The 16603-nt window shown below is 35.5% G+C and carries 16 protein-coding genes; 5 read left to right on the top strand and 11 right to left on the bottom strand.

Features of this window, described 5'->3' with window-relative positions; genetic code table 11:
- Window positions 1-10: 10 nt before the first annotated feature.
- The 7 genes from atpE to BHY08_RS04220 form a co-directional block, all read right to left on the bottom strand.
- Window positions 11-223: an ATP synthase F0 subunit C gene (gene atpE, locus BHY08_RS04250; RefSeq protein WP_071456694.1), complete on the bottom strand. Its 213-nt coding sequence runs from the start codon at window positions 221-223 to the stop codon at window positions 11-13.
- A gap of 37 nt (window positions 224-260) precedes the next feature.
- A complete protein-coding gene (atpB, locus tag BHY08_RS04245; protein WP_071457823.1) occupies window positions 261-983 on the bottom strand; it encodes a F0F1 ATP synthase subunit A in 723 nt (240 codons plus the stop codon).
- 459 nt (window positions 984-1442) lie between these two features.
- The gene (gene smpB, locus BHY08_RS04240) at window positions 1443-1907 is read right to left on the bottom strand and encodes an SsrA-binding protein SmpB (protein ID WP_071456693.1); all 465 of its coding nucleotides are present in this window, start codon (window positions 1905-1907) and stop codon (window positions 1443-1445) included.
- 10 nt (window positions 1908-1917) lie between these two features.
- Window positions 1918-4266 carry a ribonuclease R gene (rnr, locus tag BHY08_RS04235; protein ID WP_071456692.1) on the bottom strand — a complete coding sequence of 783 codons (2349 nt, stop codon included), beginning with the start codon at window positions 4264-4266 and terminating at the stop codon, window positions 1918-1920.
- 8 nt (window positions 4267-4274) lie between these two features.
- Complete coding sequence (locus BHY08_RS04230) at window positions 4275-5018, bottom strand: alpha/beta hydrolase (protein ID WP_071456691.1); 744 nt, start codon at window positions 5016-5018, stop codon at window positions 4275-4277.
- An 81-nt stretch (window positions 5019-5099) separates the two neighbouring features.
- Complete coding sequence (gene secG, locus BHY08_RS04225) at window positions 5100-5336, bottom strand: preprotein translocase subunit SecG (protein WP_071456690.1); 237 nt, start codon at window positions 5334-5336, stop codon at window positions 5100-5102.
- Window positions 5337-5429: 93 nt separating this feature from the next.
- On the bottom strand, window positions 5430-5606 hold the full coding sequence (locus tag BHY08_RS04220; RefSeq protein WP_071456689.1) for a 2-hydroxymuconate tautomerase: 177 nt from the start codon (window positions 5604-5606) through the stop codon (window positions 5430-5432).
- A gap of 202 nt (window positions 5607-5808) precedes the next feature.
- Here BHY08_RS04220 and BHY08_RS04215 point away from each other — a divergent pair, with 202 nt between their 5' ends.
- Both BHY08_RS04215 and BHY08_RS04210 read left to right on the top strand, forming a co-directional pair.
- Window positions 5809-6633 (top strand): transporter substrate-binding domain-containing protein, encoded by an 825-nt coding sequence (locus tag BHY08_RS04215; protein ID WP_071456688.1) that lies wholly within the window; start codon window positions 5809-5811, stop codon window positions 6631-6633.
- A gap of 2 nt (window positions 6634-6635) precedes the next feature.
- Entirely contained in the window at window positions 6636-7283 is a 648-nt protein-coding gene (locus BHY08_RS04210; RefSeq protein WP_071456687.1) for an amino acid ABC transporter permease, read from the top strand.
- Window positions 7284-7334: 51 nt separating this feature from the next.
- On the opposite strand, the gene BHY08_RS04205 is transcribed toward BHY08_RS04210, so the two are convergent.
- Complete coding sequence (locus tag BHY08_RS04205; RefSeq protein WP_071456686.1) at window positions 7335-9302, bottom strand: sucrose-specific PTS transporter subunit IIBC; 1968 nt, start codon at window positions 9300-9302, stop codon at window positions 7335-7337.
- Between the two features lie 215 nt (window positions 9303-9517).
- On the opposite strand from BHY08_RS04205, the gene BHY08_RS04200 reads away from it, so the two are divergent.
- Window positions 9518-10996, top strand: a complete 1479-nt coding sequence (locus BHY08_RS04200; RefSeq protein WP_071456685.1) for a sucrose-6-phosphate hydrolase — start codon at window positions 9518-9520, stop codon at window positions 10994-10996.
- 16 nt (window positions 10997-11012) lie between these two features.
- On the top strand, window positions 11013-11996 hold the full coding sequence (locus tag BHY08_RS04195) for a LacI family DNA-binding transcriptional regulator (protein ID WP_071456684.1): 984 nt from the start codon (window positions 11013-11015) through the stop codon (window positions 11994-11996).
- A gap of 39 nt (window positions 11997-12035) precedes the next feature.
- On the opposite strand, the gene BHY08_RS04190 is transcribed toward BHY08_RS04195, so the two are convergent.
- From BHY08_RS04190 to BHY08_RS04180, 3 genes are read right to left on the bottom strand one after another with little or no spacing between them, the layout of a single operon-like run.
- Window positions 12036-12746 carry a LutC/YkgG family protein gene (locus BHY08_RS04190; protein ID WP_071456683.1) on the bottom strand — a complete coding sequence of 237 codons (711 nt, stop codon included), beginning with the start codon at window positions 12744-12746 and terminating at the stop codon, window positions 12036-12038.
- Window positions 12739-14211: a LutB/LldF family L-lactate oxidation iron-sulfur protein gene (locus BHY08_RS04185; RefSeq protein WP_071456682.1), complete on the bottom strand. Its 1473-nt coding sequence runs from the start codon at window positions 14209-14211 to the stop codon at window positions 12739-12741. Before BHY08_RS04185 ends, BHY08_RS04190 begins: the two co-directional genes overlap by 8 nt.
- Window positions 14211-14969: a (Fe-S)-binding protein gene (locus BHY08_RS04180; protein WP_071456681.1), complete on the bottom strand. Its 759-nt coding sequence runs from the start codon at window positions 14967-14969 to the stop codon at window positions 14211-14213. The genes BHY08_RS04185 and BHY08_RS04180 overlap by 1 nt, the downstream gene beginning before the upstream one ends.
- Before the next feature lie 439 nt (window positions 14970-15408).
- Between BHY08_RS04180 and BHY08_RS04175 the strand changes: the two genes are divergently transcribed.
- Complete coding sequence (locus BHY08_RS04175) at window positions 15409-16593, top strand: iron-containing alcohol dehydrogenase (protein ID WP_071456680.1); 1185 nt, start codon at window positions 15409-15411, stop codon at window positions 16591-16593.
- Window positions 16594-16603: the final 10 nt, after the last annotated feature.

The following is a 16603-nucleotide window of genomic DNA, read 5'->3' as shown; positions in this document are numbered from 1 at the left end:
CTTGTATATGTTATTTGAATAATAATAACAAGGCAATTACGACACCGATGATAGGAATCGCTTCAATTAAGGCAACCCCGATAAACATTGTACTTCTTAATTGACCTGATAATTCTGGTTGACGTGCCATTGATTCTAATGTTTTAGAGATAACTTTACCATTACCATAACCTGCTCCGATAGAAGCTCCTAAAACTGCGATAGCTGCTGCAATATATTGCATAACAATTCTCCTCCTAAAAATGTTTTTATACGTTTACTTATACTTCTTCAATTTCTACTTTATGTGAGATATAGACCATCAATAAAGTAGCAAAAATAAATGCTTGGATTCCACCAATGAAAAGCGAAAAGGCTTGCCATATCACTTCAAGTGGCAGAGCCAAAATAAATTTCGTTGGACTACTTGCTCCTAATCCGGCAATTAACGATAGTAATACCTCACCTGCAAAAATATTACCATAAAGACGTAAACCAAGTGTTAATACATTGGTAAATTCCTCAATTAACTTAATTGGTAATAAAAAACCCACTGGTTTCATATAACTGTTAACAAAATAACTTTTAACACCCTGCTTCTTAATTCCATAATAGTTAGCTAAAATAATGGCTATAAATGCCAATGTTAGTGTCACTGTTGGATCTGCAGTCGGGCTCTTCCAGAAGGAGACATCACTTGGAAACAAAGTTACTTTTGTAATGAGTCCTAAAGTGTTAGATACTAGTACGAACATGAAAAAAGTAAATGCCAATAAATGATATTGTTTGATTTCGTTTTTTTCAACGTTATCACCTACGATACCGCGAACAAAATCAACAAGAGCTTCCATGACATTTTGTTTACCAGTAGGTTTAAGCTTTAAATTTCGTGTACAATAATACACTAATCCAAAGACAACCAAACAAGTCAATATCGTCATTGTTACGACCGTTCCATCAAATGTTAAACCTCCAATGGTAAACAACCAGGATTTTTCTTCCACCACATTTCACCCCTTTTCTTCTCAATATTAAAACAAATTCAGAAGTTTTCTAGCTTCTGTAACAGTGTATGAAAAAATGTTTGTAGATACATTCATTTTTCCACATAATGGTCCATTGATAGACTGTCACTATCGAGACTATAATACCACCAAATGATAAATAACACAAAGTAATTCGGTATAATTCTCACAAGTTTCATACAAAAAAAAAGACAAATGAAAACTCGGTTAAAACATACTCAGAATAATAAAAGTTATTGCATTTTTTTAACTAACTATTTAAAAAAAATTGATTTTTGTCTCCTTATTAATCACCTCCATAAAAAGCATAATAACACTTACCAAAAATATTACCTTTACACACAGAATTAGTCTTTGATTGTTTGATAATTCACTATATTAAGTGCCAACTACTAAAAGACTCCGAACATTTATAAAAAAAGACAAACAACTGATAAACTATCGTTGTTTGTCTCTAAGCGCCCGATTAATCTCTCGGTTCATGTCTTTTCGTTTTAAGTCTTCACGTTTATCATATTGCTTTTTACCTTTAGCTAAACCTAAAAGTACTTTTGCAAACCCATCTTTGATATAAATCTTTAATGGTATCAGCGTCACACCAGGATTTTTCATCTCTGTGCCGATTTTAATGATTTGCTTTTTGTGTAGTAATAGTTTTCTTGTTCTAAGCGGGTCATGGTTAAAAATGTTCCCTTGATCATACGGGCTGATGTGGACATTCATTAGGTATGCTTCTCCATCACGTACACGTGCAAACCCATCTTTCAAGTTAACACGACGTTGTCTAATTGATTTAATCTCTGTTCCTTTTAACACGATACCTGCTTCAAACGTTTCAAAGACCGAATAGTCATGACGAGCTTTACGATTTTGAGCAATTAAATTTCCTTCACCTTTAGGCATGGTTAACCCCTCACTTTTTCTTTTTCTTCGGTTTTTTCTTCACTGATTTATAGAAAGGTTTCTTCCCTTTCTTGCCCTTTTGACCTTTTTTACCAAAGTCAGGCTTATCTGCCCCTTTTTTTCTACTGTCATTACGGCGACTGGTTTGTTTGTTCTTTTTGTTATGCTTTGGTATATCGATCGTTTCAGTTAAGGGCTCAGCTGATAACAATTCAAAATCAATCTCTCTTGTGTCAACATCTGCTTTTGTTAATTTGATATGGACTTTTTGACCGATTTTATAAACCTTACCAGTTCTTTCACCAACTAAAGCCATGTGACTTTCAATAAAGTGATAGTAATCATCTTTAAGTTGATTAACGTGAACCAAACCTTCAATCGTATTTGGCAACTCGATAAACAAACCAAATTTAGTGATTGAAGTAATAATACCGTCAAACTCTTCATCTACTTTGTCTTGCATAAACTCAGTTTTCTTCAGTTTATCTGTTTCACGTTCAGCCTCAACTGCTCGTCTCTCCATTTTAGAACTGTGGTCTGCAATATCAGGAATGGCTTCTTCCCATTTTTGTTTGACTTTATCTGTAATTTTACCTTTTTCATAATCTTTAATCAATCGGTGAACCAATAAGTCAGGATATCGTCTGATTGGCGACGTAAAATGAGTGTAATCATCTGCGGCTAATCCATAATGTCCCACTGGATCTTCAGAATATTTTGCTTGTTGCATACTGCGAAGTAGCATCATACTCACAACCGGTTCTTCTGGTCGGTCACTAACTTGATCTAATACTCGTTGCAATTCTTTTGGAGACACAGCATCTTTTTTTCCTTTAACCATGATACCAAAGTTTGTCATAAACTCTAAAAAGCGTTGCACTTTCTCTTCTTTTGGATGTTCATGGATTCGGTAAATAAATGGTAGCTGTCTGTCTGTATAAGTTTTTGCCACAGTTTCATTCGCAGCTAGCATAAATGACTCGATTAAACGCTCGGCAGCTTTTCGCTTACGAAGTTTAATATCAATTGGGTGTCCGTCACTATCCACTACGATATATGCTTCTCTATCTTCAAAAGAAATCGCGCCACGATTAGCACGTTTACTCTCAAGAATCTCATGTAACTCATTCATCAGATGAAACATCGGAACAAGTTCACTGTATTGTTTGATTGTCTCATCGTTTGTTCCTTCAATGATATCATTGACTTCATCATACGTCATACGTGCATTCGAATGAATCACCGTTTCAAAAATATCATGTGATACCACATCTCCATCTGGTGTGATTTCCATCTCGCAAGCCATTGCCAAGCGGTCTACATCAGGATTCAACGAACAAATACCATTTGATAGTTTTCTTGGTAACATTGGAATCACGCGGTCTGTTAAATACACACTCGTTGCTCGATCACTTGCTTCTGCATCAAGTGGACTATTTTCTGTCACATAATGAGACACATCTGCAATGTAAACACCCAAGAAGAAATTGCCATTACCTAATTTTTCTACTCGAACGGCATCATCTAAGTCTTTTGCCTCTACCCCATCGATCGTCACCACCACTTCATCTCTTAAATCAACACGATGAAGTAAGTCACTTTCAAGAACCTCATCAGGTAATTCTTCTGCTTGTTTTAACGTTGCTTCGTCAAACTCTGTAGGGATACCTAATTGCAATACAATCGATAAAATATCCATCCCCGGATCATTTTTATGTCCAATGACTTGTTTAACTAATCCTTCAAAACTATTTGTATAACCAGCTTCGGGATAATGTGTCACTTCAACAGCCACGACACTTCCTTCTTCAGGTTTAATACCTTCTGCCGCGACAAAGACTTTATAGCGACTTAATTTCTTATCTTTTGGTGTTACGACACCATACAGGCCTGTTTCTTGTTGCTCACTTTCTGTAAACAACGTAAAAATACCGACAATTTGGCTCATACCTCGCTCGATAATTTTAACTACTTTTCCTTCTGGTGCTTGGTCTTCCAATGGATTACCTGCTTTTAATATCTCGATTTCAACTTTATCTCCTTCAAGAGCATAACCAGTCTCATCTCGACTAATAAAGACATCAGTGTCCTCACCCTCAACCGTCACAAAGCCAAATCCTCGTTCATTCGAACGAAACACGCCTTCAAGAACCGTTTCTTTTGCGACTAATTTTATTTTTCCTTTTTGATTAAAGGTAACAAGTTGTTCTCTTTCCATTTGTGCAATAGCTTGAACTAACTCTTTAAAGTCATTACTTTTTTGTAACCCTAGCATCTCTGCTAATTGTTCAACTGAAAATGACTTTTTTTTACTAGACGTCATCGCATCTATAATGGTTTCTTTTAATGTTTTTCTCATACTTCCTCCTATTCCCACGATAATTTGTGGATAAACTGCACCACATCTTTTTCAAACTGAATCTTATCATGGCTCACTGTGATGACATGTGTACTGTTTGGGTACCAATGAACATCGACAAATGCTTTCTCCATAATTACTGCAGCATCATAAACACCTTTTGCTCTGACCATCTCATCTTTAGCCGATTGAGCAAGAAAAATGTTTTTCTCTATTCTAGATAATCCCTCATATACTGATTGTACGGTTAGACTGATATCTTTAAGTTGGATATCAAGAGGGTCTTTTATACTATCCAATTTTTTTGTCTTTTCTTCTAAAGAAAGATTTAATTTATCATAACGATACTCACAATACTTAAAAAAATTCAGGTAAATATTGGTTGCATCACTAGGGTCTAGCGGAGAAGAAAACGTTCCCCCTCCAACAAACGTGTCAGGATAGGTCTCGATTAATTTCATCGCAAACAAACCTCCCATAGACAGACCAAAAACGGCGATTTTTTCATGCTCTTCTTCTTTTAGAAACTCAACAGCTCGTTTAGCATCTTCCCACCACACATCTGATGTTTGCTTTAATATATCCATTGGCTCCATTGTGCCATGTCCTGTAAACATGGGACAATATACTGAAAACCCTTCTCTTTCAATTCTTCTAGCTAATGCTCTCACGTCATTTGAACTTCCTGTATAAGCATGAAATAACAACACAGCCTTATGACTTACCTTTGAATAAAATGGTTCTACTTTCATTGTTTAACTCCTCCCAAACACATCTACCAAATCATTATAACAATAAAAAAATCTCCTGTCATAACAGGAGATACACTGACATTATTTTGATGACAAATACGCAAGTGCAATAGCCACTGCCACCCATGCGAATCCTAATACTGTTGTCGCACGTTTCATAAACGCTTCGAACCCACGTGCTTTTGTTTTTCCAAATAATTCACTAGCACCACCTGAAAACGCACTAGCAGCACTATTTTGCTTACTTGGTTGCATCATCACAGCGATAATAATTAAAATGGATAACACTAACATTAGGGTTAATAAGAATTGATACATATTAACTCTCCTTCTCTTGAACTATAATCATCTGTTCAATTTTATCATACCTTTTTCAATATTACTAGTCTGAATAAAGTACATTGTCTAGTGTTATTTCATTTTACCGCCGACTGCATAGTCACCTTTTTTCATATCAGAAATCACGATATGAACGTTTTCCGTCTTCGCTCCTGTGTTTTTCACAATTGCTTCGGTCACGTCTTTCACTAACGATTCTTTTTGTTCTGCTGTTCTACCTTCAAGTAATTCAATATGAACTAATGGCATATCTCAACACTCCTTGTTTTTTCTTTTATTATACCAAAGATCATGTTAAACATCTAAGATTCCATAAAAAAAACAATATTGTTTCACAAAACCTTGATAAAGGAACTATTCTCTGAATAAATTCACTAAATAGGTCAATCTAATAGATTTTCATCAGTCATCTGTTTATACTCAACCTGATCAATTTTGAAGGAGAGACAAAATGAAAAAAACGTTATTATATTTATCAGTAGCATGTTTGGTTATATTAGGTGGGTGTAAAAATGACACAAAAGAAAATCCAACTAAAAAAGTAGCATCAGACGAATTAGTTGTTGCGACATCAGGTACACTATTTCCAAGTTCATACTACAATGACAAAAATGAGTTAACCGGTTATGACGTGGAAGTAACAAAAGAAATCGGTAAAAGACTAAACAAAAAAGTGACCTTTAAAGAATTTAACGTCGATGGCATGTTATCGGCTGTTCAAACACATAAAGCAGACATCGCCGCAAATGACTTTTCAATCAATAAAAAACGTGAAGAGAAATTTAGTTTATCTGAACCAATCAAATATTCTTTTGGTAGTATGGTCGTTAGAAAAGAAGATAATTCAGGTATTTCCTCTTTAGATGATGTAAAAGGTAAAAAAGCAGCAGGCGAAGCTTCTACTACCTATATGAAAGTAGCCGAATCATTAGGTGCCACCCTAGTAAATTATGACAACGCAACAAATGATCAATACATGACTGACTTAGTCAAGGGACGCACAGATGTTATCTTAAATGACTATTACTTACAAAAAATGGCTGTTGCTGCTCTACCAGATATGCCTGTTAAAATATTAGAAGATGTCTATTTCAACCCATCATCTTCAGGTCTTGTCATTAATAAAGATAACCAAGAATTAAAAAAAGAAATTGATTCATCTATCACAGACATGAAAAAAGATGGAACCTTAACAAAAATTGCTACTTCTTTTTATGGAGAAGATATTTCTAAAAAGCCAACTGTTAAGATATCAAAAACAATTGAGGTTGAGTAAACATGATAATTGATACAACGTTAATGATTGAGTCAATTCCTTTTGTATTAAAAGGATTGCCCTATACTTTGTTGATTAGTGTCGCATCATTTTTACTAGGTTCTGTTTTAGCCAGTTTGATTTACCTGTTAAGATTGTTAAACAATGGTCTCATCAACGCTATTTTAATCGTCTACTCTTCATTTTTTAGAGGAATTCCGGCGATTGTCTTGCTCTTTGCTCTTTATTTTGGTTTACCTATGCAAATTAATCCCGTCCTAGCGAGTATTCTCTGCTTTGGACTCACAAGTAGTGCTTTTTTATCTGAAATATTTAAAAGTTCGATGCATAGTGTGAATCATGGACAATGGGAAGCCTCACGAGCACTCGGTATGAAAAACACGTTAATCGTCAAAGACATCATCATGCCACAAGCTATTCGAATTGCCATTGCTCCTATGAGTAACGTTGCCATAGATTTAGTTAAAGGCTCATCTCTTGCAGCCATGATTACCGTAACAGATATTTTCCAACAAGCTAAAATTATTGGTGGGAGAGAATTTAACTTCCTATCCATGTACTTTTTAGTTGCTTGTATCTACTGGATTTTATGTATTTTGATTGAAAAAATCCAATACAGTCTAGAAAAAAGATTTCCAATACTATCATAAAAAAAGAAACACGTTTATTCTGATTATCTATCAAAATAAACGTGTTTTCTATTAATTTTCTGTTGGCTGAGTCACTACTAAAATATCTTCTTTAGCAGACACTTCTTTTTTATCTAAAGCTTCAACACTACTGAAGGCATTTGTGTTTGTCACAATCATCATGACTGTTGAGTCATAACCTTTTTCTTTCAATACTTCTAAATCAACCGTTCCTAGTAAATCACCTTTTTTGACGATGTCACCAGTTGTTTTTTCAGTCGTAAATCCTTCACCATTTAATTGAACTGTATCAATTCCAATGTGGATTAGAACTTCTGCGTGTTTGTCCGACATAATACCATAAGCATGTTTAGAGTCGTACACAACCGTTAGTTCACCATCAACAGGCGAGTAGACTTTACCATCTGTTGGTAAAATCGCAATTCCTTTACCCATCAATTCTTGTGAGAATACTGGGTCATTCACATCTTTCAATTGAACCACTTCACCAGTGATAGGTGCTTCTATTACATCATCTTGTACTGATTCAACTACTTCTTCAGGGTCTTCGTTGATTTCAACTGCTACATTATCAGATGTTTGTGTCGGTGTTGCTTCTGCAAGTAAATGACTATTTTTCTTACCATATAGATAAGTCGTGATAAATGCTACTACAACACTGATGACAATCCCAATCAAGTAATAAGGAATTGATTTTGGTGCGATCGAGATAAACCCAATCACACTAGCTGGCCCCATAGCCACTGCTAATACGTGGAAAAATCCAATAAAAGTGGTTGCCACACCTGAAGCAATCATCGCACAGATAAACGGAAATTTAAGTTTTAAGTTAACCCCAAAAATAGCCGGCTCTGTGATACCTAATAGAGCTGAAATACTTGCTGATGTTGCTAAACTTTTTTGTTTTTCATTTTTTGTTAAGAACATAATCGCTAATGCTGCCCCACCTTGAGCAACGTTCGCCATAGAAGCAACTGGGAAAATAAAAGATCCGCCCGTTTTCGCTACATCAGCTAACAGAGTTGTCTCGATAGCTGGGAAACTTTGATGCAACCCAGTGATAACAATTGGAGAGTAAAATAGTCCGAAAACACCTAATCCAATAGCTCCAGTTGTGTCATACAACCAAACTAAAGAATCTGTTAGTCCATCAGAAAATCCTCTCATAACAGGTCCAACAAAAGTAAATGTCAAAAATCCTGTGATAATCAATGCTAACATCGGTGTAAATGTAAAGTCAAAGGCATTTGAGATATGTTTATGGAAGAATTTCTCTAACGTCGCTAAAATCCATGAAACTGCTAAAACTGGTAATACAGAACCTTGATATCCGGCTTGAGCCACATCCATACCAAAAATATGCCAATAGTTCATCGTGCCATCTGCAATCGCATTTGCCACACCATAACCATTTACCAAGTCTGGCATAACCATTGCCATACCTATTGCTGCCCCTAGATAAGGGTTCCCACCAAATCGTTTTGTGGCAGAAAAACCAACAAGGATTGGTAAGAATGCAAATGGTGCTGACGCTAATAAATTAATAATTCCAGCATAATCTTCTAAAACAGGATACATTTGGACAACAGATTGTGCACCAAATAAGTTTTCCGCTGTTAAGACATTGTTTAAAGCCATTAACAAACCGCCCGCAACTAACGCTGGAACGATTGGCACAAAAATGTCAGATAAAACTTTGATAAACGTCATAACAGGATTCTGTTTTTTATCTGATACAGCTTCTTCCTTCACATCAGACGTTGACACTTCTTTCACATTTGTGATTGCAACAAGTTCTTTGTAAACCTTGTCTACATCTCCTGCGCCAATAATAATTTGAAACTGGCCATTAACCTCAAATGTCCCTTTGACTGCGTCAATATTATCAAGAGCCACCTGATTAACTTTCCCAGAATCTTTTAACACTAACCTCAAACGTGTGGCACAATGAGCTGCAGCTTGTAAATTACCTTTTCCTAAGGCATCACTAATCTCTTGTGCGACTTTTTTGTAATCCATCGTTTCTCCTCCTACAAAAATGTTTATGATTGAAATCGCTTTTCTTGATAAAATTATGGCATCTTTCCTTATAAATGTCAAACGTTTATCAAAATATTTTTATTATCATTTAAAACCTTCTATGTAACAGGATCCATAAAATTGTTATACGTTTGACAATACTTAACAAATACCTTACTATTTATGTATCGAACACGCTTACCGGGAGGATAATTATGGCATTAAAAAAAGAATGGACAACACCTGAAAGATATCGTCATTACAATGATTGGGAGACAGAATACATCGATGAACTAGTTGATACAGTCACAAACTCTCCCTGGAGATTAGGGTTTCATGTACAACCAAAAACCGGACTATTAAATGATCCAAACGGCTTTTCTTATTTCAATGGAAAATGGCAACTATTTTATCAAGCTTACCCAATTGGCCCTGTTCACGGGGTAAAATCTTGGGCTCACTTAACATCAACAAACTTACTTGATTGGGAATATCAAGGGTTAGCCTTACAACCTGATATGGCTTTTGATAGTCATGGTGTCTACTCAGGCTCAGCTCTTCCTGTTAATGACAAACTTTTACTTGCTTATACAGGAAATGTTAGAGATGAAAATTGGGGCCGTCATTCTTATCAATTAGGTGCCTATCTTTCAAAAGATAACTCTATCGAAAAATTTGATAGACCTTTAATTTCTGAACCACCAAAAGGCTACACTCACGAGTTTAGAGACCCACAAATCATTCCGTTTCATGATGAATACTTATTAGTTATTGGTGGTCAAACAAAAGACAAAGAAGGAAAAGCTCTGACTTATTCAAGTCATGATTTAAAACACTGGACACTAAATGGTGAGTTACACTTTACTGAGAAATCAATGGGATTCATGGTGGAATGCCCAAATCTTGTTTTTTCAAATGACAAAGCGCTCTTAATTTTTTGTCCGCAAGGGTTAGATAAATCAGTTTGTCATTACGACAATATCTACCCAAATATGTATGTCATTGGTGATGAGTACAATCTTGAGAATAATGTCATCACAAACCCTTCTGCTTTAAAAAATCTGGATGAAGGTTTTGATGTGTATGCCACACAAGCATTCAACGCACCAGATGGACGTGCTTTGGCTATTAGTTGGGTTGGCTTACCTGAAATTGAGTATCCGACTGATGATTTTGGTTGGGCTCATTGTCTCAGTTTAGTCAAAGAATTAACGATAAGAGAAAATGTTCTTTATCAACAACCTGCACAAGAATACAAAGAACTTAGAACCACTCAAACTGACTTTACAGAAATCAAATCAATAAATTACGAGGCAAAATCAGCTCGTTACGAATTAGTGATTGATTTTAATGAATCAACGAAAGGGTTAGTCACACTAATGTCTGATAAAGATGGCGCTACTGGATTGACTATTTCCTTTGATACAACTTGTGGTAAAATGATTATCGACCGAAGTAGCGTAGGGGAATCATTTGCAAGTGAATACGGCTTTAAAAGAGAGTTTTCGATTAGTAAAAAACCGCTAACATTACAAGTTTTTGTAGACGAATCTCTTGTCGAAGTCTTTGTAAATGATGGCGAACAGGTAGCTACAGCTCGTGTGTTTCCTAAAGCAGACAACACTTATATTCATGTGGACTCTGATAGCCAAATTGACGCTACTTGCTATAACCTACGTCAAACAAATCAATAAAGGAAGATAACATGACATGGCAATCAAATTAACTGATGTGGCAGAAAAAGCTGGTGTTTCACCAACCACTGTATCACGTGTAATCAATAATTATGGTTCACTGAGCCAAAAAACAATTGATAAAGTCAATCAAGCGATGAAAGAGTTAAACTATCAACCAAACAGCTTAGCTAGATCACTCCAAGGAAAAAGCACTCAACTAATTGGGTTAATTTTTCCAACGGTATCCAATCCGTTTTACGGTGAATTGATTGATAAAGTCGAGTCAAAATTATTTGAACGAGGATATAAATGCATCATTTGTGATAGTGCCAACAATAAAGAAAAAGAACGAAACTATATCAATATGTTATCGGCAAATAAAGTTGATGGTATTATTGCCGGAGCACATAATTTAGGAATTGCTGAATATGAAAATATCGAGTTACCTATCGTGTCTTTTGACCGACATTTGGCTGACGGGATTCCAATTGTTGGGAGTGATAATTTTCAAGGTGGCTATCTTGCAACAGAGACTCTATTTCTAAAAGGGGCAAGAAATATTGCTATTTTAACGGGATCTCAACGCTCAAACTCACCAACTAATAGACGACTGAATGGGTATCTTTCGTTCATGGAAGAACATCAATTAACACCTAAAGTATTTAAGTTTGACCAAAGCTATCAGTCAGCTGCCTTAAAAAACATCGAAATCAAACGAATTTTAGAAAACGAAGACATTGATGGGTTGTTTTGCACGGATGATTTAACAGCGATCTTAGTTTACAACCAGTGTCAACAACTAGGTATTTCGATTCCTGAAGATATGAAATTGATTGGCTATGATGGAACAAAGTTTATCAGAACTTACTTCCCTCAACTAACCACTCTCGCGCAACCACTGACTGATTATGCCGATATCTTAATTGACTTGTTAATGCAACGAATTGATGACGTGGAGAAAAAATTAGAAGACCATTATTTTTTACCAGTTACTTTTGTACAAGGACAAACAGTTTAAAAAAGCATGTAGAAAAATCTCTACATGCTTTTTGCTTGTTTATAAATCATTTAATACAACATAATACATTTTTAATGGGCCATGAAGGCCTACAACTAATTGCATCTCAATATCACCAGAGTTTGATGGACCAGAAATAAAATGAATGGCAGAACCAACAGATTCACCTTTTTCAATTTTTTCAGCAAAATAATTAGCTGCTTGTGTAGAGCGAGCCACAATACTGCTCTTTTTAATCAACGAGATATAATGTGTTGGTAAAAAGTGTAGCGAACGTCCTTGACCTGGTGTTGTTTCTACCACAATCGAGCCAGATTCCGCTAGCATAAAATCAGCATTAGCAATCACGACATTGGCTTCTTCTGCTTTTTTTATGTTACTATCACGAAACTCTTCTCCCTCATCCCAATAAGAAATATCAGAGCTATATTCTGTTTCTAGAAAATCTAATAACTCTTTAGAAAAACGATCATCTTTAGGTAATAAAATATTTCCATTTCCTGATTGTTCAATCAATTTTTTCAATGTATTATGTAACTCACTTGATGGAATATCTAACAACTCAGTATGAATATCTTTGACTTTTTCTTTACAAATGCCAAGTAGTTCGTCTACATTCTTATCTGCTAAGTGTGTTTGTGGCAAATCATTTATTGGAATGTATGGATGATCTGCAACATTTAAAGGTGTTGTGCCGAGTTTTTCATGTAGGTTAGCTAAAAATTTTTCACGATTATGAATATTAGTCATTGTCTGCACCTGCCTTATGATCTTTAAACCATTTTCTAAAGCTATCTTTGTATTTTGGTGGCCTTGGTAAATCTCTGACATCTGTCCAGCCTTTTACTAATCCAGGCCCTTTATTAATAAAGCCTCCAAACTGGTACATATTTGTAACAGAAGTTGGCGATTTTTTACTTAATACACCCATTCCACCATGTGCCATATGAATCGCTGAATTAAATAAGAATGGTGAGGTAGTTCCACTACCAATGACTTTCATTTGGAAATCTTCAAATCCGTGTTTCATTTTCAAATCATCTGTCATCACTTTACGATGCTCGATTAATAATTCATGTAGTGGAATCTTAACAGGACATGTTTCTGTACAAGCACCACACAAACTTGATGCGTAAGGCAACTCTCCAAACTGTTTGTATCCACCCAGCACTGGAGATAAGACAGCACCAATTGGTCCTGGATAAATAGACCCATAACCATGCCCACCAATATGACGATATACAGGACACACGTTCAAACATGAACCACAACGAATGCATTGTAGGACTGGTTGGAAAGCTGTTCCTAAAGCGTTGGAACGACCATTATCCACGATAATCACGTGGAAGTCTTCAGGTCCATCTGATTCATCTGCTCGTTTTTGTCCAGCAAACGTCACATAAGTTGTTAAACTTTGACCAACCGCACTTCTAGCCAGTAAGTTATCCAAAACTTCGGCTTCTTTCATCGTTGGGACAATCCGTTCCATTCCCATTAAGACAATTTGTGTTTTTGGAATACTAATCGTCAAATCAGCATTTCCTTCATTTGTGTCTAAGTTAATCATACCACTATCGGCAATCGCAAAGTTACAACCCGTAATTCCCACTTCTGCTTCAAGGAAAAATTTTCTCATGACTTCACGGGCACATCTAGCTAGATTAACCGGATCATTATCTCCTTTGTAGCCAAGTTTTTTCTCAAAAACCGCACGAATTTGTTCTCTATTTTTATGAATACTTGGAAACACAATATGTGATGGTTCATCCCAATCATCCATTTGCAAAATAAATTCTGCTAAGTCAGTTTCCATCACACTTACACCATCAAGTGTTAGAAGCATAGGATCAACATCGACTTCTGTTGTAACCATTGATTTTGATTTAACAATTTTTTTTGCTTTTTTCTCTAAGACGATTTGTTTGACATACTCATTCGCTTCTTCTGCTGTTTGAGCAAAATAAACATATCCACCTTGTTTGGCGACATTGTCACTAAATTGTTCTAGGTAATCGGGTAAGTATGCAATGGTATGTTGTCTGATACTCTCACCTAACTCACGCCACTCTTGCCAATTACCTAACTTATCACGAGCACCTTCACGTTTTACCCATTGCTCGTCTTGCGCTTTAGCCACAGCTTGTTGCATAAACACATCTTTTTTACTATCTTCCAATCGCTCTTTAAATGGTTTTGTACTTGTTGTTAATCCCATTAGTTTGCCACCTCGCTAGATAATTGAATTCGACTAGTATCGACATTTGAATTTAATACTTCTGCGATGTGCATGATTTTAATCGGATTACCATCTCGGTTAAACTTACCACCGATATTCATTAAGCAACCCATATCGGCACTGATTAAAGTATCTGCTCCCGTATTAATAACGTCATTCATTTTTTCTGTAACCATCTGCTCAGAAATCTCTGGCATTTTCACTGAGAATGTTCCACCAAAACCACAACAATTTTCAATATGGCCTAATGGAATCATTTCTAACCCTGCCACATTATCCAATAATACAAACGGTGCTTCTCTTTCTCCTAACAGACGTGTCATGTGACAAGAACGATGATAGGTTGCTTTTCCTTCATAACAAGCACCTACATCTGTTAGTCCTAATACTCGGTAAATAAATTGACTAAATTCGTATGTTTTCTCTGCTAGTTCAACTGCCTTAGGATAATACACCTCATCATCCTTCAACAACTCAGGATACTCACGTAACATACCCACGCAAGATCCTGCTCCACCTACTACGTAATCTGAGTTTTCAAATGCTTCTAATTGATTAATGAGTGTTGCTTTACTCTTCTTTTCATAACCACTATTAAACGTTGGTTGACCACAGCAAATTTGTTTTTCTGGAAAATCTACCTCACATCCTAATCGTTCTAGTACCTCTACCATGGCTATTCCAACATTTGGAAACATTAAATCGACGACACAGCTAGTAAATATGCTTACTCTCATTCTGATTCCTCCAAGCAACAACTTGTTTTTTAATACAACCTTATTTTACCACTTTCAAACAAATTCAAACAATTTTTTACTGTTTTTATAAATAATTTATTAATTTAACTACTCCTAATTGTATTTAATAAACAAAAATATAGATTAAACTAAATATAAACATCATAAAAAAATCTAAATAAACACATTTTTTCTATATAAATAAATTAATAAATACAATATATACTTTAAAACTTATATAAGTAAAATAAATATGGGATTTTATGTTTTATGCATAAAAAGCAATAATGAAAATTAAATAACATATATCACACAATATAGAACATTGATGACAAATCGCAAAACAATTCATTTAACCAAAACATAACCAATAAAGTTATATTATTGACAAAACAAATAAAACATAAGACAATAAAATCATAGAAATGGGGAATAGATGATGAAAAACTTTGATTTTCATGCACCAACAAACACATTATTTGGAAAAGATCAAATTCAGCAATTACCGAAAGTATTAAACCAATATGGAAAAACTGTTCTACTAGCTTACGGTGGGGGAAGTATCAAACGTAGTGGGTTATACGATAAAATTTACGAATTAATCGGTGAAGAGACAACAATAGTCGAACTTAGCGGTATTGAGCCAAATCCAAGACTAGACACTGTCATAAAAGGAGTTAAACTATGTAAAGAGCATCAAGTTGATGTAATTTTAGCAGTTGGTGGTGGATCAACTATTGATTGTTCTAAAGCTGTTGCAGCGGGTGTCTTTCATGAAGGAAACCCTTGGGATTTTATCACAGACAAGGCTGTTACCATTGAAAAAGCTTTGCCTATAGTGACAATATTAACGATTGCCGCGACAGGTTCAGAAATGAACGGAGGAGCAGTTATCACAAATGAAGAAACCAAAGAAAAATTAGGCTTCCATAGTCGTTTAGTGATTCCAAAGGTGTCTATTTTAGACCCAACTTATACATTCTCAGTGCCTACTTATCAAACAATGGCTGGCTCAGCAGATATTTTTTCTCATTTAATTGAAAATTATTTTAATCAAACGCCAGATACAATGGTTCAAGATGGCATTGCAGAAGGGTTAATGAGAACTGTATTATACTACACGCCTACCGCTCTTAAAGAACCAACAAATTATGAAGCTCGTGCTAACTTAATGTGGGCAAGCTCTCTTGCTCTTAATGGTTTGACAGGAAACGGAAAATTCGGAGTATGGTCATGTCATCCAATGGAACATGAGTTAAGTGCTTACTATGACATCACTCATGGTATTGGATTAGCTATCTTAACACCAAGATGGATGGAACATGTCCTAAATGATGATACTGTTGAACGATTTGCTTTATATGGGCATCGTGTCTTTGATTTAGAGGTAAATGATGACTTATACATCACAGCCAAAGAGGCTATTAAACTTACGTATGACACTTTTGTTGATTGGGGTGTGCCAATGACATTGCCAGAAGTGGGGATTGATGAGTCTCTCTTAGAAGAAATGGCTGAACAAGCAGTGCATCACTCTAACATTAGCACGAAAGCATACGTTCCTTTGAGTGTAGAGGATGTCCTAAAAATATATACAAACTCCCTTGTGCCAATGATTTTTTAAGCAATAAAAC

It is taken from the genome of Vagococcus teuberi (assembly GCF_001870205.1).
Taxonomy (GTDB): Bacteria; Bacillota; Bacilli; order Lactobacillales; family Vagococcaceae; genus Vagococcus; species Vagococcus teuberi.
This window is presented reverse-complemented; position numbering and strand designations above follow the sequence as displayed.